Raw genomic sequence first — 18552 nt, 5'->3', positions numbered from 1 at the left:
AGGAGGAGGCTATTTGGCTCATGAAATGGAACTGGCAACAAAAGGACTGGCCGTACTTTAGGTATGAGACCAAGGCTCTTAAGGGTTTGGAAGAGCAGTTTCTTCACCGTTCCGGCCTTTTATTTGGAGCCTATAAGCATGTCTCCGATGAAGAAAAGGAGACCTTGACGGTAGACCTGATCTGTAACGAGGCTTTGAAAACTTCAGAGATTGAAGGGGAATTCCTCAACCGTGACAGTATTCAGTCATCCATTCGCCGCAACTTGGGTCTGGAAACCGATAACCGGAAAATACCACCGGCGGAGCGCGGAATCGCCGAGATGATGGTTGATCTCCACCGGAATTTTGCAAAACCTATCACGCACAAGACCCTCTATAGCTGGCATGAGATGTTGACCACCGGTCGGCGAGACCTGAAAGATATCGGACGCTACCGGACTCATGCAGATCCTATGCAGGTTGTTTCCGGTTCCATCCACAAACCAAAAGTGCATTTTGAAGCGCCGCCTTCTTCTGCGATGAAGGCGGAAATGAAAATGTTTATGGACTGGTTTAAAAAAACCGGGCCTAAAGGAAAAGAACCCCTTCCCGCTTTAACCCGTGCCGGGATAGCGCATTTTTGGTTTGTCTGTATCCACCCTTTTGAAGACGGGAATGGACGGATTGGACGGGCCATTGCAGAAAAAGCTTTGTCTGAATGTCTTGGTCAGCCCGTACTCATTGCCCTTTCCCAAACCATCCAGAATAATAAAAAGAATTATTATTCCATGCTGGAAGAGAGCAACAAAGAGAACGAAATCACAGACTGGCTTTTATATTTTGCCGAGACCATCCTCAATGCACAGGATGAGACACAGACACTTATAGATTTTGTGATTAAAAAGGCCCACTTCTTTGGCAAATTCAGGAGCCACTTGAATAAGCGTCAGGAGAAAGTAATTTTGAGAATGTTCCAGGAAGGCCCGAAAGGATTTAAAGGCGGTTTGAGTGCAGAAAACTATATTACTATTTCTGAAACGTCCCGCGCGACTGCAACTCGGGATTTGCAGGACTTGTTTCAAAAAGGCGCTTTGACCAAAACCGGCGAGTTAAAAAGTACGCGCTATTATCTAAGGCTGAATGCTTGATGGCATGTTAAGTGATCACTTTCCGGTCATCGCTTCAAGCGCTTTAAATACCATAAGTTATGGCGCCCATTCCCATGGAAAAATTCCCACTGTAGTCAAACTGTAGCCAATGCAAAACTTTTCTGGCACTCAAACCAGAATAATACGACATGGCCGAGAATATAACTTGATTTTCATTAAAAATGGCAATATAAGTAAACTATGGGTATACAAAATGAGATAAAAATACAGAAACTCTTGCAAAAGTGGCCGCAGGGAACGGTAGCTATGACCTCCTGGCTGGAAAGTTTAGGCATATCCCGACAGCTCCAGAAAAAATACGTTGAAAGCCAGTGGATCAAAAGCCTGGCAAGGGGCGCATACAAAAAAACGGGCGATAATGTAAGCTGGCAAGGTGGCCTGTACGCATTACAAATGCAGGCAAGTATACTGGTACATGTTGGCGCGTTGACAGCTCTATCCATGCAGGGAATGGCCCACTACATACGCCTTGGCAAGGAACGAATATTTTTACTTTCTCCACCCAGAACAACTTTACCATCCTGGTTTAGAAATCATGATTGGCAACAGCCTGTTAAGCACATAAAAACATCTGTACTGCCGGAGGGATTGGGGCTAACGGATTATGAAGAAAAAACTTTCAGTATCAAAATATCCTCACCGGAACGTGCCATGCTTGAGTGCCTGCAATTGGCACCGCGTGAATTAGATTTAGTAGAGTGCTATCAGGTTATGGAAGGACTGACAAATTTGCGGCCCAAGAAGCTGCAAGAATTATTGGAAAAATGTTCTTCAATAAAGGTGAAACGACTTTTCCTTTACATGGCCGAGAAAACAGGTCACCAATGGATGCAATTCCTGAATGTCTCGAAGTTAAATCTTGGGAAAGGAGATCGCGCTATAGTGGAGAATGGCGTATATATTTCCAAATATCACATAAGCATACCAAAGGAACTGGCGAACTCATGATTTCACCAATTTACCGTGAACAGGTTGACCTATTGCTTCTTGTTCTTCCCCATGTGGCAAAAGAGGAAATATTTGCTCTCAAGGGAGGAACAGCCATTAACCTGTTTGTCCGCAATATGCCGAGATTGTCGGTGGACATTGATCTCACCTACTTGCCTTTTGATAATCGGAATACAGCCTTGGAGAACATATTTAAAGCGCTTGGCAGGATAAAGGGTAGCTTGGAAAATACTCTTCCAGGGATAACAGTAAGGATCAATCCTCAATCTGATGGGCATGAAGCCAAACTTTTCTGTCAATTAAAGGGAACATTAATCAAAGTTGAAGTAAACACCACGATGCGCGGCCATATTCATTCTCCACGCTTGATGCAACTAACCGATGCTGTTCAAAATGAATTTGGAAAGTTTGCTTCTATAAATATTGTGTCGCATGCAGAGTTATTTGGGGGAAAAATTTGTGCCGCACTTGATCGACAACATCCACGAGATTTATTTGATGTTTATCATCTTTTCAAGAATGAAGGATTCACGGAAGAGATACGGCTAGGATTTCTGGTATCTTTATTGAGTCATAATCGGCCTATTCACGAGATGATCCGGCCAAACTTTTTGGATCAAGAGGAAGTGTTCGAAAAACAATTTTCCGGCATGATATTTTCGTCATTCAGCTACGATGATTATGAATCCACAAGAAAGCAACTCGTTCAAGAAATTCATAGGCATTTGACTGATGATGATAAAAGGTTCCTCTTGAGTTTCAAAAAAGGCGAGCCCGAATGGAATTTATTTCCAATTGAGGAATTGCCCAGTATGCCAGCCGTTAAATGGAAGCTTATGAATATCCAAAAACTGAGCAAGGGTAACCTCGACAAGCATGCGGAACAAATTGATGAATTAAAAGAAGCGCTTTCTGATTAGCAAAATCAGGCATAAATAATCGTTGTATGTTGCAAAACATCTTGGTTTTTACACAGTGTAATGGATTGGAATCGAAATAAAAGTGAAATTACCCAGATTCAAAAGCGCCTTCATATTCTTGATGAAGAACGCGCACAACTGCTGGCACGTCTAAAGAACCTTGAGGAAAATCATGTAACGCTTCCCTCGACGAAAACTGACAAGTCAAAACCGCTTTCCCCGTCTGAAAAAATTGCCATTTTTCGCAGTCTCTTTCGTGGCCGGGAAGATGTTTACCCTCTACGTTGGGATAACCGGAAGACTGGTCGTTCGGGATACAGTTTGGCCTGCGGTAATGAATGGGTGCACGGTGTTTGTGACAAGCCAAAAGTCAAGTGTAGCGAATGCAAGCACCAGGCCTTCCTTCCGGTCACCGATGAAGTCATACGTAATCACCTTATGGGCTGTAACCCAGACAATCCTAGAGAGCAAGATTTCACCATAGGCGTTTATCCTTTGTTACAAGATGAAGCCTGTTGGTTTCTTGCCGCAGACTTTGACAAAGAACACTGGAAGAAAGATGTTTCCGCATTTCTTGAAACTTGTAGAGAAAAGAAAATACCCGCTTATGTTGAACGCTCGCGTTCTGGAAACGGAGCACATGTATGGATTTTTTACAGTCAACCTATTCCTGCATCCGATGCAAGAAAACTTGGCTCTTATCTTCTTACAGAAACGATGGAGAACTACCCCGACTTAGGCTTTGCATCTTATGATCGTTTTTTTCCCAATCAGGACACCATGCCATCTGGAGGGTTTGGCAATTTGATTGCATTACCGCTACAACACCATCCTCGCCAGGGAAATAACAGTGTTTTTCTGAATGAACAATTTGAACCTTATGCAGATCAATGGAGATTTCTCGCTTCTGTCAGACGCATGGCTCCTGAAGAGGTTTCAAATATCGTCTGCGAGGCAATAAACCGTGGGTATTACCGGAGTCCGGATGTCTTTGGATGATGAAGACGCAGAAGAACCATGGAAATTATCACCTTCGCGTAAACAGAAACCAGCTGTTATTACAGAACCATTACCTGCTTCTGTCACCGTTATTCAGGGAAACCAACTTTATATTTCCAAAGAGGAGTTGCCACCAAAACTGATCAACAAACTCATCCGTATCGCTGCTTTCCAAAACCCGGAGTTTTACAGGGCGCAAGCCATGAGGTTATCAACTTTTGATAAGCCACGTATCATTGCTTGCGCCGAGAATTTTCCCAATCACATCGGATTGCCGAGAGGGTGCCTCGATGAGCTGTTAGAGTTATTGAGTGGTCTGAAAATAACCGTTGATCTTATTGATGAGCGGAATATTGGTAAACCAATTCGCACCAAATTCCTTGGCACTCTGAGCAAAGAGCAGAAGTCCGCTGTAAAAGCCTTGCTCAAATATGATACAGGGGTTCTTTCTGCTGCTACTGGTTTTGGAAAAACAGTGCTGGCAGCGCACATAATAGCCAAACGCAGACGAAACACCCTGATTCTGGTTCACCGCAAACAACTAATGGATCAGTGGATAGCACAATTACAAGCGTTTCTGAGTTTAGAAAGTATTACTATAGGGAAAATCGGTGGAGGCAAACGTAAGCCTTCAGGTCGGATCGACGTAGCGCTTCTTCAAAGTCTAGTGCGGAAGGGCGAGGTAGATGATTGTGTAGCAGATTATGGACAGTTGATCGTTGATGAATGCCACCACCTTTCAGCCGTAAGTTTCGAGGCAGTAGCCCGACAATGCAAAGCCAAATATGTTCTGGGCCTGACAGCAACACCCAATCGCAAAGATGGTCAGCATCCTATTATTTTTATGCAGTGCGGACCGATTCGCTATCATGTAGATGCAAAATTGCAGGCGGAAAAACGGCCTTTCGATCATTATGTTATTCCTCGTTATACAAAATTCTGTATCTCAACTGCGATTACTGAGCAATATGAGCGACCTCCCATTCAAACGGTTTACGCTGAGCTAACCAGTGATGAAGCACGCAATCAACTTATCTTGGATGATGTACTACATGCACTTGAAGCTAAACGTTCGCCGGTCATTCTAACGGAACGCAAGGAACATGTGGCTTTTTTTGCTAAACACCTGAGGGCATTTGTAAAAAATATCATAGTGCTACAAGGTGGCATGAGTTCAAAGGAGCGCAAAACTGTAATGGAAAAACTTGGCAATATCAGCGACGACGAAGAGCGTATATTGATTGCCACAGGGAGTTATATTGGGGAAGGCTTCGATGATGCACGGCTTGACACTTTATTTCTTGCTATGCCAGTTTCATGGAAGGGAACATTGGCTCAATATTCAGGACGTCTCCATCGCACGCACCATAACAAAACGGAAGTGCAAATATACGATTACGTAGACCACCTGGTTCCCATGCTGGAACGAATGAACGAAAAGCGTTTGGTGGGTTATAAAAGTCTGGGTTATACAATTCAGCCTCTATTATGAACTCGCATTTTGGAATTTCCAAAGATCTTCATCAGGAAGAGGGGTTCTTTTTATTTATCAGGATTTCTTTCATGAACCCTTAATAGCCAATAAGGCGGTCAGGGTGACTTCTTAAGGTTATGTTAAGAAGTCAGGAATGACCAGAATTTCGAACGCTTGAAGGCAGGATTTGCGAGGTTAAGAAATCGGAATTGTAGCCAAACTGTAGCCAAAATTCTCAGAAAATAGGGGAAAATACCGGAAAATAAGGGAAAGTGGATTTTGATTGGCTACAGTTGATAGTGGCTCAAAAGACGCCTAACCGTTTTGTTTGTAATGGTTTATAAAACGTCCAAAAATTGCTCGGCTACACAGGGTGAATTTAGCCCACTAAAATGGCATTCAAGAGGTCGGGGGTTCGAACTTTTTCGCCGAACCTCCACTTTATTTTAAAGGCACTTATGGGATTCTTCCTGTAAGTGCTTTTTTCTTTTTGGTCTCTCCAGTCCCACTAGAGTCCCAAGTTTTTCAGGAATTCTCCCTCTTATTCCATATTAACTGACACTTTATACCCTTTAAAGATGGCTCCGGTTTTTGTATGCTTAAACCATAGCAAATAAAAATGGTTTGATTCTTTTTAAGGACGTAATCCATGAAAAAAATAATCTGCTTGGTTGCCATAAATTTTTTGATTTTGTTTGTTTCTCAAGTTGTGGCTAAAGAACTTCTGGTTGTCAGTGGTGAAACATCGCAAACTTCCAAGAGGTGGAAGGAAGAAGTCCTTCCTGAATACCCCAATAGCGAAGCTGGCAAAAATCTGCCGGCAAAAATCGTTGCTGTTCAAGGTGAAAATTTTCCCGAGTGGTTGGCGAAGGCTATGGAAGTGGGCCGCGTTGGCGAGATAATCGGCACCCCCACTTTTATCATCTGGGATGACGGTAACAAAAAAGAGGTTGGCCGGGTGGAAGGATACACTCAAAAACTGAAATTTTACTCTCAACTGAGTGAAGCCATGATGATGGTTGACAGGGGCGAGCATCCTGGGCGCCGGGAAGGATCCGGCGGTCATGAACGCGAAGAAGGTTCAGGGGGGCATGATGAGCGCGAGGAAGGTTCTGGCGGCGATCAACGGCAGGAAGGTTCCGATGGGGAACAGCCCGGGGGAGGGTCCGAAATGAGCCGGGATATTATGGACCACATGTACAAAACCCCTGAGGAAGCGAAACGCGCATCGGAGATGCTGGGCTTTGGGGGCGAAATTCATACGCATGAATCCCCAGAAGGAACCATTTATATGCCCGGACCCATGATGTGATTTTTATGTTTGACTAAAATGACATAATTAGCACATATAATGTTGAACTCACCCTGCTCGGTTGGGGCTTCCAGGATGTAATTTCTGTTGCATTGTTTTTGAGTCCAAACCCGGCAGGAGGGGCTTATTTGTTGAATCTAGAAAGCTGAGGGCTCCGCTATGGGGTAAAAGTGTCTGTCAGCCTGATTTTTCGCATGTTCAACCCTGAAGCGAGAGATAAGTGTTTCAGCGAATGCTCTCCTTTCAAGCGCAGTATATTGTTTCTTTCCCAACCGTCCATCCTCATCAAATTCATTTGTAAGCAATGCCGTTTATCCGCGACTGATTAGCATGCTTATAGTGTTACCTTTGTAATCATCCGGTAAAATGAATACGAGATTGTTCTCTATAGGAGATTCGAAATGAATAAAAATATTTATGTTTTTTTAACTGCAATCGGTCTTTTGGTATTTTCACTTACAGGCCTTGGCGCGTCGCCTATAGAAAAAAGGCTGAACCCGGACCTTCAAAAAGAATCGTCGGCGGTAATGAAGGTCGCTACCTTTGCCGGGGGATGTTTTTGGTGTATGGAACCCCCTTTTGAAAAATTGCAGGGCGTGAAACAGGTGATTCCAGGTTACACCGGCGGAACCACGCAAAACCCTACCTATAAGGACGTGTCTTACGGTTCCACGGGGCATGTCGAAGCGGTTCAAATTCACTACGATGCGACCCAGGTTTCTTATGAGGATCTGCTGGAAGTTTTTTGGAGGAATGTCGATCCTACCGATAATGGCGGGCAGTTTGTGGATCGGGGAGATTCTTATTTGACGGCTATTTATTATCATGGTGCAGAGCAGAAAAAACAGGCGCAGGAATCAAAAAAGCGTCTTGAAGCAAGTAAGCGTTATGCTCTAAAAATTGTGACCCCGATCATCGAGGCTAAGGAATTTTACGCCGCCGAAGATTATCATCAGGATTATTACAAGAAAAACCCCGTTCGTTATAAATATTATCGCTTTCGATCCGGACGGGATCAGTTCATCGAAAAAGTTTGGGGAACGGAAAGGAACTATAAGCCTATGAAAATATCTATGGAAAGTGATGGAGAAAAATTTTCCAAGCCCACACAAGGCGAGTTGCAAAAGAAGTTGACTCCGCTTCAATATAAAGTCACTCAGGAAGAGGGGACGGAGTCTCCCTTTGATAACGCCTTCTGGGATAACAAGAAGCAAGGAATTTATGTGGATATTGTTTCCGGAGAACCGCTTTTTAGTTCCTTGGATAAATTCAAGTCTGGTACCGGGTGGCCGTCATTCACTCGGCCTCTGGTCGAAAAAAATATCGTCACCAAAACCGATACCAAGTTCTTTATGAAACGAACGGAAGTGAGGTCGGCCAATGCGGACTCGCATCTGGGTCATTTGTTTGAGGACGGCCCTCAACCTACGGGATTGAGATATTGTATCAACTCGGCGTCCTTAGGGTTTATTCCTTTAGAGGAGCTTAAGGAAAAAGGCTATGGGGATTATGTCTCCTTGTTTTCAAATTTATAATGAAACATCTTAATGGAACATTTCCTTTAAAAATAAACGCCAAGAAAAATTGTGAATAACCTAAAAAAAATAATTATTCTTGCGGTGCTTGCCGGTTGCTTGTTAGCTTTTTCCCACTATAACCTCGGTCAATACCTGAGCCTAGAATATATAAAGGGACAACAAGCCAATTTTTCCGGATTTTATAAGGAAAATACTTTACTGGCAATCGGCGCTTACACCTTGGTCTATATCGTATCCACAGCCCTTTCCCTTCCGGGGGCGGCTCTTCTTACTTTGTTGGCCGGGGCGTTGTTTGGAATCGTCACAGGTACTATCCTGGTTTCCTTTGCCAGTACCATTGGCGCGACGCTGGCCTTTTTGGTCTCACGGTCCTTGCTGCGTGACTGGGTGCAAAACAGGTTCGGGAGTTTTCTCAAGTCATTTAATGAGGGCATCAAAAAGGACGGCGCTTTTTACCTTTTTACTTTGCGTTTGATTCCCGCGTTTCCCTTCTTTGTCATCAATCTGGTGATGGGACTGACTCCCATGAAGACCCTTCCGTACTTTCTGGTGAGTCAGGTAGGAATGCTGGCGGGTACCATCGTCTATGTAAATGCGGGAACCCAGTTAGCGCAAATCGAATCCCTGAAAGGAATTCTTTCGCCCAATCTAATCTTTTCATTTGTCCTGCTGGGACTATTCCCGCTGTTGGCCAAAAAACTGTTGGGCTTTTATAAAGGAAGAAAAGTATTGAAAAAATTTAAAAAGCCAAAAACGTTTGATTACAACATGGTGGTGATTGGAGCCGGATCGGCGGGGCTGGTGACCAGTTATATAGGGGCCGCCACCAAGGGGAAAGTGGCCTTGATAGAAAAACATAAAATGGGCGGCGATTGCTTAAACACCGGATGCGTTCCCAGCAAGGCGCTTATTCGTTCTGCAAAATTCATGGCCGATGTGAATAAATGCCAGAGCCTGGGTTTCAAAAATGTCAAAGTTGATTTTGAGTTTGCCGATGTCATGGAGCGGGTACAACGGGTGATCAAGACTGTCGAGCCGCACGATTCGATTGAGCGTTATACAAAGCTGGGAGTGGAGTGCCACACGGGCGAAGCAAAAATAAAATCTCCCTATGAAGTGGTGGTCAACGGGGAAGTTCTCACTACCCGGAATATTGTTATTGCGACAGGCGCCCGTCCTTTGGTTCCACCGATTGAAGGGGTTGATGAAGTGGATTACCTGACGTCCGACACGGTCTGGAGCATCCGCGAAAAACCTGAAAAATTATTGGTGCTAGGCGGCGGTCCCATTGGTTCGGAACTCACTCAGGCGTTTGCCCGGCTGGGATGTGAGGTGACGCAAGTGGAGCGGTACAACAAACTCATTAGCAGGGAAGATCCTGAAATTTCTCAAATGGTTTTGGAGAGTTTTCAGAAGGACGGCATCGAGGTTCTCCTGGAGCATTCGGCGGAAAAATTCTTTAAACGGGATGGAAAAAACTTTCTGGAGTGCGAGTATCAGGACCGCACGGTTGTCGTCGAATTTGATCGGGTTTTGATAGCCTTGGGTCGGCAGGCAAATGTCAAAGGTTTCGGGCTGGAAGAGCTTGGTGTTGAGTTGAACCAGAATGGCACCATCAAAGTGAATGAATACATGCAAACTAATTTCCCCAATATTTATGCCTGTGGAGATGTCGCCGGGCCTTATCAGTTCACCCATATAGCCGCGCATCAGGCATGGTACTGCGCGGTGAATTCAATGCTCAGTCCGTTTTATGGATTTAAAGTGGATTACAATACGGTGCCCTGGTGCACATACACCGACCCCGAAGTGGCCCGATGCGGCCTGAATGAATGCGAGGCCAAGGAGAAGGGCATTGCCTATGAAGTCACCACCTACGGCATTGATGACCTGGACCGGGCGATTACCGATGAAGCGGCTTATGGACTTGTTAAAGTCCTGACCGTTCCGGGCAAGGACAAAATTATCGGGGTGACTATAGCCGGGCTTCACGCAGGAGATATTATCGCTGAATATGTAGCGGCCATGAAACACGGATTTGGCATGAATAAAATTCTGGGCACGATCCATATTTACCCGACTCTGGCCGAGTCAAACAAATATGCCGCAGGAAATTGGAAGCGGAACCATGTGACGGAAAAAACGCTGGCTTGGGGGGAGAGGGTCAACCGGTGGAGAAGGCAATATATTTAATAAAAGCGATTTTTACCATTGCGTTGGTTTTTGGTTTTTCATCGCTGGAAACTGCCGGTTCCGAGGAGGTAAAGAAAAATCCTCGGCCTCCTCAGGGAATGGTAGGGATTCCTTCCGGTGAACTTTTTCGAGGTTCAGACTCCAATCAAGGCTATCAGATTTGTCTAATGAACAACCGGGACTGCAAAAAATCCTGGTTCCAGGATGAGGAACCCGCCAATACAGTCAGATTAAATGGTTTTTATATCGATAGTCATGAAGTGACCCAAAAAGAATTCCAAAGGGTCATGGGGGACAACCCCTCCGTCTATAAAGGATCGAACTTTCCGGTGGAGAGAGTGACCTGGTCTGAGGCAACGGAGTTTTGCGAAAGGGTGGGGAAAAGGCTTCCCACCGAAGCCGAATGGGAATGGGCGGCCAGGGGAGGCCAGCGTTCGGTGTTTCCCTGGGGCGATAAGGCTGAATCCCGAAAAGCTAATTTTTGTGACAAGCAATGCGACAAGCGCTGGAAGGAAAGCCAGTTTGATGATGACTATCGTTACACCGCTCCGGTGGGTAGTTTTCCGGCCAATGGTTATGGAGCGTTTGACATGGCCGGCAATGTCTATGAATGGGTCACGGATTGGTATGCGGAGGACTATTATGAGAAATCTCCCCGCGACAATCCGAAAGGTCCGGAAACCGGAAAACGAAAAGTGATCCGGGGCGGTTCCTGGATAAACTACTCTACAGGAGTCCGACCCGCCGAAAGAACCGAGGCAAAGCCTGCGGCCCGATTGAATTTTGTTGGGTTCCGATGCGCCTTATAAGAACTCCCTTGGAATAGGAACCCTGCTTTTGCGATTAAAGTAGTGCCCAGTTTGTCAACTATTTGTGCCTCATCCAATGATAAATTCTTGCATTTCCTCACAGAAGGACTAATATTTGAACGAAGTCAAAATCGCCTTTAAAAAAAACGGGTGGTTTATGAAAAAACCTTTGGCGTGTAAATTATGAGAATATTATGAGACGTTTAAAAAGTTTTTTTTATTGGGTTCCATTTGTATTTATGCTTGGGTGCGTTTCCACAAGCACCCCGAATTCTGCCAAATCCGTATCTGATTTTTCCCTCCAACAGACCGCAGGTGAATGCAACTTGGCAGGGGAAAAGCATTTTCTTATGAGTAGTCAAAATCAAAGTGGAATATATCGCGGATTCCTGAAACGCGACCTAGAGGGGAGTTGTAGGGATGCAAAATGATTCTGATCGGCCTCTAACTATTCCTGCACTTCGAATCATATAAGGGCACTTCTAAAAATTGACAACGGCACCGAATCGCCAATTTAAAGAAGCGTCTTTTGTTTTAGTAGGACAGGCTTTCCAGCCTGTCCGCACGGGCTGGAAAGGCGGAATTAAATTCCGCACTTCCGCATGAAATTTAAGGATAGGTCGCCCGTGCCACTGATTTAAGTAAATTTTGCACACGATTCTATTTTCTGTGAAAACTAATTTTTAGAGATGCCCATAATTTACATCACTACTCCATAGGCCATCATCGCATCTGCGACTTTGACAAACCCACCGCTGTTGACTCCCTGGGATGCTCAAGATGTAAGGGATAACGAATTCGGCGAATTCCATAACAGCCTCATAGAATTCGTATTCTCCCGGTTTTCTCTTTATCAGGCCTTTTCGAGAACCATCTAATGTCAATCCGGGTAAGCTGTTCACGACAGGCTCCTTTGAGCGTCTAAAATGTTCATATATATCAGAAGCTATTTCTGTACGTTTCACAATTGGGAACAGCTGAGAAACTGTCGACTTTGGTTTGAGGTAAACCATGGAAAATAAGGGATCAACTATGAACCACCTTATTTGGGACAAAAGGGATTAGTGGACGGAATTATATCACCCAGGTTGACTCTAAAGTCTATAGGAGGGGTCTTCATAACTTACACTCATTACTCCGATCATGTTGAAGCCAATCCCGAATGTGTTGGCGGGAGATTCTAAGGATTTTAAATTGCTATATTTTTCAATTAGTTATGTGCGTTTTTAGGGTTCATTTCCATTGGGGCATCCATTGCCATGATGAACTTTATTTTTCTTTCATTTTAATTCCCCATCCCAGAATATATGTGGTATCATCAGTGAACTAAGGTGGGTTGAGGGAAGTCAATAGGTTGCTGTTTCCTTAGGGAAACGTACCCAAGGGCAAGATAGAGTAAAACAATTAAAGGTTTTATTTTCCCGGCCATCCATCAGGATGGTTTTTTTTTGTTCTCAAACTGTCCGTTTTAATGGCCATTGAGTTACCACCCAATCCAAAATAAAAATTGGGAGCGCTACGTTTTAGTTACTAAAAAGTGGTTCCCGCCAAATTGCAGGAGAAGATAGATCATGTCAAAAGGTACAGTAAAGTGGTTTAATGAGAGTAAGGGTTATGGTTTTATCGAGTCCGAGAGCGGAAAAGATCTTTTTGTTCATTTCTCGGAAATCCAAACTGACGGGTTCAAGACCCTTAGAGAAGGGCAGGCCGTTGAATTTGAGGAAGGCATGGGCCAGAAAGGGCCTCAAGCCACTAAAGTTGTGCCTAAGTAAAAAATAATTTTTAGCATTGACCGGCAGAGGGTCACCTCTGCCGGTTTTTTTTAGCCAAAGCTCGATTGGCGTAATATAATTCAGGAAATGAGTTAAAACATGCATGAAGTTAAGGTTTACGATAGTGCAGGAAAATTAAAAGAGGTGATTTCAGTAAAAAAATTAAATGAAAGATCGGATCTGTTATTTCAAACGCCGTCTCTCTATCAAAAAGGTTTGAAAAAAATCAAACCTGCAGACCAAACCACAGACATCCACGCCAAAAATAAAGCCCTCTGAGAACCATAATTTCTGGTTACAGATTGTACGGTCAAACTCTTCTTATGTGAGAGCCACGATTTTAGATGGTTACGCCCCCCCCCACCCAGGTAGTTTGACTGGGCAGAGTTGAAAAAGGGCGAATTCTTCGCTTTATCCAGTCTCAACAGGCCGGTTGTATAATTCACAATTAATATTAAAGGAAAATATGCAAATGCATTCGTCCATTTCTCCCACTCCCGGGGGATTCGATAACTTAAATCTGATCGGTCCCATTTGCCGTGCTGTCCGTGAAGAAAATTACTCCACTCCCACCCCAATTCAAATGCAGGCCATTCCGCATCTTTTGCTGGGCCGTGACCTTTTAGGGTGTGCCCAAACGGGAACAGGGAAAACAGCGGCATTTGCGTTGCCGATTTTGCAACGATTGGCGGAAACGCGAAAATCTCCTGGGGCAAAAGGTGTCCGCGCATTGGTGCTTAGCCCCACACGGGAACTGGCTGTGCAGATCAGTGACAGTTTTCGCGTATACGGTCGCTATCTGAAGCTTTCCCAGGCGGTTGTTTATGGCGGCGTCAATTACAGGACTCAAATTCGTGCTTTGTCTCGAGGGGTTGATATCGTTGTTGCCACTCCAGGGCGGTTGCTCGATCTTTTTGGTCAGGGATATGTGAAACTGGATAATATTGATATTTTGGTTTTGGATGAGGCGGATCGAATGCTGGATATGGGCTTTTTGCCAGATATCCAAAAAATCTTTGCCGCGATTCCTGAACAGCGTCAGACGATGCTTTTTTCCGCCACTCTGCCTGATGAAATTGTCAAAATCACTAAAAGATTTCTCAAAGATCCTGTTCAGATCAGTGTTTCTCCTCCGTCCAGCACCGTTGAGAAAATTGAACAACGGGTTTTATTTGTGGATCGGGAAAATAAAAACGCTTTGCTCGATTCTCTTCTGGAAGACGAAAGCTACTATCGGGTTCTTGTGTTCGCTCGGACAAAACATGGGTCCAACCGGATTGTTAAGAATTTAACCAAAAATCGAATTAAATCCGTAGCTCTTCATGGCAACAAATCTCAATCCGCGCGGTTGGATGCCTTGAAACAGTTTCGTTCGGGAGCAGTACGGGTTTTGGTTGCAACGGATATCGCTTCTCGGGGGCTTGACGTAGATGGCATCACTCATGTTATCAACTACGAGCTACCCAGCGAAGCTGAAAGCTATGTGCATCGGATAGGGCGGACGGCGCGTGCGGGTGCTCTTGGTATCGCAATGTCGCTTTGTGATGCAGGTGAGACCGGCTATTTGCGTGATATTGAAAAGGCAACCGACCGCATTATTACGGTGGTGAAAGACCATCCTTTTCACTCAGAGGCAGTTGCTTCATCGGCTCTAAATAGAAGACACAAAACCAGTAAGACGATGGGCAGAAGCAGAACCGGATCTCGAAGTTCAAAGGATCAAGCTCCCGTAAAAAGAAACGCATCCTCCAAGCCTTGGAAACGCGTGGCTGCCGCTGGAGCAGGGAAGCCGAAAGGTGAGTTTCGTCGAAAGGCGCGAAGCCCTCGATAAGTTCCCACATGAAAGGGACTTTAAAGTAATTCGATCTTAGCTATGAAAAGCTTTGTCGGTTTCTCTTAAGAGGACTCTGAGAATCTTTAAGGACTCGTTGTGTCTTTTTCAATATGGTACTCTTGAACAAGTAAACTGCCTACCAAACTACTGACTTGTTCATTAGTGCCATAAGTGAAAAGACGCTCAAGCCGGTTTCTATAATCCGCGAAATTTTTTCGGTCTTCAAGTGCATTTTTCTTACTTACTTCGTAATGAACCACTGAAATACACTTGTTGATAACGTTTTTTTGAAAATCATCTCCGTTTATTAATATGTAGTTTAACTTTTCCTTAACTGTAGAGTCGCTCATTCCCGCCCCCGATCTATTTCAAATGGAAATTATTTTTTAATCTCAATGCCCTGTCTTGTCTCAGCCCACCTGACAAGACCTGCTTCGTAATAATTAGTGATAATTATCTTGAATTTATGAATTCTATTAAAGGAATTGGATCACAAATTTATGTGATCGAAACAACCTGTTTTCAGGTGAGATTTAAATACTGCAGTTTGTATGTAGCATTTTTATCGTCTCATCGTGAGGTGCATTACAAATTGGATGGAAATAAATAAGTTTTAAATAAACGGGGACCTGTAATACCATGTTCCTTTGTTTTCCCCTGATTGGGAAAGCGGTTGGTGTTTTGGACGAGAGGATCCTTTCAATAAAACAATTTTATGTTTTCTGCGGAGGCTGGGATTAGTGAATCAAATAGTGAGGCCATTGGCAAAGAAAGTTAAGATTGCAATAATAGGCATTGGCAATTGTGCCAGTTCGTTGATTCAAGGCATCCATTACTATAAAGGCAGAGACCCTGACCAGTCAATCGGCCTGATGCATTGGGAGATTGGGGGGTACAAGCCTGAGGATATTGAAGTCGTCGCAGCGTTCGATGTCGATGTCCGAAAAGTCGGGAAGGATGTCAGTGAAGCGATGTTTTCAGAACCCAATTGCACTAAAATATTTTGCGCGGATATTCCTCCTTTGGGAGTCCCGGTTCAGATGGGTAGAATTCTGGATGGATTCTCCGAGCATATGAAAGAGTATCCTGAAAAGCATTCCTTCGTCCTGTCCGATGCGGCAGAACCCGACCAGGAAGCAGTCGTCAAGGTGCTACGCGAAGCCGGAGCGCAAGTTCTTGTAAACTATCTGCCGGTGGGTTCCGAACAGGCCACCCGTTTTTATGCAGAATGTGCTTTAGAGGCAGGGCTGGGTTTTATCAATAACATCCCTGTATTTATTGCCAGTGGTCTCGAATGGGCCGATCGTTTCAAAGCTAAAAATCTTCCTCTGATTGGCGACGATATCAAATCACAATTTGGAGCCACAATCACGCATCGGACCTTGACCGATTTATTTAAAAAACGCGGCGTCAAGCTGGAAAAAACCTACCAGCTGAATACCGGAGGCAACACCGATTTTTTGAATATGATCAACCGCCATCGCCTGGCGTCGAAAAAGATATCCAAAACCGAAGCCGTCCAGTCGGTTGCAGCTCAGCGGCTGGATCCGGAAAATATCCATATTGGTCCCAGCGATTACGTGCCTTGGCAAAAAGACAATAAAGTCTGCTTCATCCGGATGGAGGGAAAAATCTTTGGAGACGTTCCCATAAATTTGGAAATGCGGCTTTCCGTAGAAGATTCCCCCAACTCTGCGGGAGTAGCTATTGATACCATCCGCTGTGTTAAATTGGCCCTCGACCGGGGCCAGGGCGGTGTTCTCATCGCGCCATCGGCTTATTTCTGCAAACATCCGCCCGAGCAATATACAGATGATGAAGCCTATAATATGACTGAGGCGTTTATTAACGAGCCTTGGGAAAAGATGCGGAAAATTCCAGATCCGGACGGTGATGAAGAAGCTGAAATGATCCTTAAGCCGGTGGCTAAATCGCGTTCAAGCAGCAAAAAATCTTGAACGTGCTTGCCATTCCTCCACCTGATTAACCAGAAGGAATCGTCCACAAAATCCTGCTGTTTAATTCCATCCAAGTACTCGATTAGACTTTTAAATTAAATTTTTGCCGAATATTTTGTTTGATAGGATTGGCTAAAACTTCCATGGGTCCCAATGGGAAAGGGTGGCGGCGTTGGTCAGTTCGGATTTCTGGTGATATTCATGAGAATTTTCTCAATATTTTCAAGAGCCTTTTTATGTTTGGTGTCTAAAATAGCATAATCTTTTTTAAGTCTTTCATTTTCCATACTTAATTTTGTAGAAGATTCAATTAAATTAAGGTTGGTTTGAATTGATTTTATCAGGTGGCCGCGCAATTCTTTCACCATTGTTCGAAATATTTCTTCCGAAGATGGCTCCAATTCGGAAGAGGGCGAATCACTTTCCTCATTCTGATCCACCATTGCCGTCAGTTTTTCAATATTGAGAACTATATTGTCCTGAAGGGATCCGGTCAATTGTTCAAGTGCCTGATAATTTGTCAGGGACACGCGCACTGACGCAGACTGAAGAAGAGCCTTCTCAATTTCTATCCACAAATTTTCCAGGGCTTCTTGTTTTTGCCCGTTATGGCGGGTCTTGATCTCCCTTGGGGGCATAGTCGTTGATCCTTCTTCCAGTGAATATTTTGTGTTTGCCGGTCAATAAATATTCCGAACCGACCCTGGAATCCAGATTAGAAGATCTGTATTACGACGCGATCAAGGACATTTTACAAAAGTGTTAATTAGACCCCTGCGCGAATATGATTTCACTCGAGTGACGGGGAGAAGACATTATTGATCGGAAATACAACAGGAAGGGGATACAAGTTGGAAAAATATCTTGCAAAAAGGGGTCGGGTTTCAAAGAAGTTGTTGAAAATTATTGCGCCATGTTAGGTAGCTCAAGAGCTTTAAAATAATATGTCCCGATTTTGTAATAAGTCTCTGATGGTAGACTTTTTTCGCTCTGGACTTCCCTGACCTCATTGAGATCTATCAGATTGAGGCGCTCGAAGCTACTGTCCAGATGTTTTTCTTTACTATCTGTAAACTGCATTTCAACTTTAATAGAAACCATTTTATTGCACTTGTTAACCACCCGGGCTTTCCATTCCAAATTCACTTTGTCTTCTTTTTGATTAAGAATTTTAACCGCCATGTTTTCAAATTTGACACAATCCAATCCCCAGGAAACTCCGGGAAAAAAGGTCATTGCTGCAAGGATGCCCAGGAGTAAAATTCTCATGTTTTCCTTTGCGCGAAGGGAGTCATTCGCTTCTTGAGTTAAAAGGGTACTTTTTATTGGTAAAATCTTTCTTAAAAAAGACAATCAGTAGCCTTGAAGGAATCATTTCTTAAATGATGGTCACTTGAGGCAGAATGTTTACTGACTACTATTTTACTAGGATAAAGGGAGAATAATCAGAAAAAAGGAGTGGGTTTAATAAGATAAAAGCTCTTAACCAAAATGAAAAACTTAATCTGGATTATAAGCCCGTCTTTTGGAATGTGAGGTTAGCAGGTTGCTGAAAAACTATTTTTGGGACCTTAAAATGTTAATTTCAAGTTTACTGTTAATTTAAGAAAACCAGTAGCACAGGCGACCTGTCCTTAAAGTTTATGC

General features: G+C 44.0%; 14 protein-coding genes and 1 pseudogene. 12 read left to right on the top strand and 3 right to left on the bottom strand.

The genetic code is table 11. From position 1 onward, the window contains the following. The first annotated feature begins 20 nt into the window (after positions 1 to 20). From O3C58_11850 to O3C58_11800, 11 genes and pseudogenes are all read left to right on the top strand, one after another. Positions 21 to 1127 carry a Fic family protein gene (locus tag O3C58_11850; GenBank protein ID MDA0692546.1) on the top strand — a complete coding sequence of 369 codons (1107 nt, stop codon included), beginning with the start codon at positions 21 to 23 and terminating at the stop codon, positions 1125 to 1127. 201 nt (positions 1128 to 1328) lie between these two features. Then, positions 1329 to 2096 (top strand): type IV toxin-antitoxin system AbiEi family antitoxin, encoded by a 768-nt coding sequence (locus O3C58_11845; GenBank protein MDA0692545.1) that lies wholly within the window; start codon positions 1329 to 1331, stop codon positions 2094 to 2096. Continuing rightward, positions 2093 to 3016, top strand: coding sequence for a nucleotidyl transferase AbiEii/AbiGii toxin family protein (locus tag O3C58_11840; GenBank protein MDA0692544.1), 924 nt, complete (start codon positions 2093 to 2095; stop codon positions 3014 to 3016). The genes O3C58_11845 and O3C58_11840 overlap by 4 nt, the downstream gene beginning before the upstream one ends. 60 nt (positions 3017 to 3076) lie before the next feature. Then, positions 3077 to 5507, top strand: a pseudogene (locus tag O3C58_11835) (DEAD/DEAH box helicase family protein). 631 nt (positions 5508 to 6138) lie between these two features. Further along, positions 6139 to 6801 (top strand): hypothetical protein, encoded by a 663-nt coding sequence (locus tag O3C58_11830; GenBank protein MDA0692543.1) that lies wholly within the window; start codon positions 6139 to 6141, stop codon positions 6799 to 6801. 527 nt (positions 6802 to 7328) lie between these two features. After that, positions 7329 to 8336, top strand: coding sequence for a peptide-methionine (R)-S-oxide reductase MsrB (msrB, locus tag O3C58_11825; protein MDA0692542.1), 1008 nt, complete (start codon positions 7329 to 7331; stop codon positions 8334 to 8336). Between the two features lie 51 nt (positions 8337 to 8387). Beyond that, positions 8388 to 10532 (top strand): FAD-dependent oxidoreductase, encoded by a 2145-nt coding sequence (locus O3C58_11820; protein MDA0692541.1) that lies wholly within the window; start codon positions 8388 to 8390, stop codon positions 10530 to 10532. After that, positions 10511 to 11341: an SUMF1/EgtB/PvdO family nonheme iron enzyme gene (locus O3C58_11815; GenBank protein ID MDA0692540.1), complete on the top strand. Its 831-nt coding sequence runs from the start codon at positions 10511 to 10513 to the stop codon at positions 11339 to 11341. Before O3C58_11820 ends, O3C58_11815 begins: the two co-directional genes overlap by 22 nt. Before the next feature lie 1571 nt (positions 11342 to 12912). Next, on the top strand, positions 12913 to 13113 hold the full coding sequence (locus O3C58_11810) for a cold-shock protein (protein MDA0692539.1): 201 nt from the start codon (positions 12913 to 12915) through the stop codon (positions 13111 to 13113). A gap of 99 nt (positions 13114 to 13212) precedes the next feature. Then, positions 13213 to 13392: a hypothetical protein gene (locus tag O3C58_11805; protein MDA0692538.1), complete on the top strand. Its 180-nt coding sequence runs from the start codon at positions 13213 to 13215 to the stop codon at positions 13390 to 13392. A gap of 193 nt (positions 13393 to 13585) precedes the next feature. Further along, positions 13586 to 14944, top strand: a complete 1359-nt coding sequence (locus O3C58_11800) for a DEAD/DEAH box helicase (protein ID MDA0692537.1) — start codon at positions 13586 to 13588, stop codon at positions 14942 to 14944. Between the two features lie 86 nt (positions 14945 to 15030). Here O3C58_11800 and O3C58_11795 read toward each other — a convergent pair whose 3' ends face one another. Beyond that, a complete protein-coding gene (locus O3C58_11795) occupies positions 15031 to 15297 on the bottom strand; it encodes a hypothetical protein (GenBank protein ID MDA0692536.1) in 267 nt (88 codons plus the stop codon). 390 nt (positions 15298 to 15687) lie between these two features. Between O3C58_11795 and O3C58_11790 the strand changes: the two genes are divergently transcribed. Further along, complete coding sequence (locus O3C58_11790) at positions 15688 to 16905, top strand: inositol-3-phosphate synthase (protein ID MDA0692535.1); 1218 nt, start codon at positions 15688 to 15690, stop codon at positions 16903 to 16905. A 176-nt stretch (positions 16906 to 17081) separates the two neighbouring features. On the opposite strand, the gene O3C58_11785 is transcribed toward O3C58_11790, so the two are convergent. After that, on the bottom strand, positions 17082 to 17543 hold the full coding sequence (locus O3C58_11785) for a hypothetical protein (GenBank protein MDA0692534.1): 462 nt from the start codon (positions 17541 to 17543) through the stop codon (positions 17082 to 17084). 265 nt (positions 17544 to 17808) lie between these two features. Then, on the bottom strand, positions 17809 to 18174 hold the full coding sequence (locus O3C58_11780) for a hypothetical protein (protein MDA0692533.1): 366 nt from the start codon (positions 18172 to 18174) through the stop codon (positions 17809 to 17811). Positions 18175 to 18552: the final 378 nt, after the last annotated feature.

Source organism: Nitrospinota bacterium (assembly GCA_027619975.1).
In the GTDB taxonomy this organism is placed as follows: Bacteria; Nitrospinota; Nitrospinia; order Nitrospinales; family VA-1; genus JADFGI01.
Note: the sequence above shows the minus strand (reverse complement) of the source record. Positions and strands in the feature narration are given on the sequence as shown.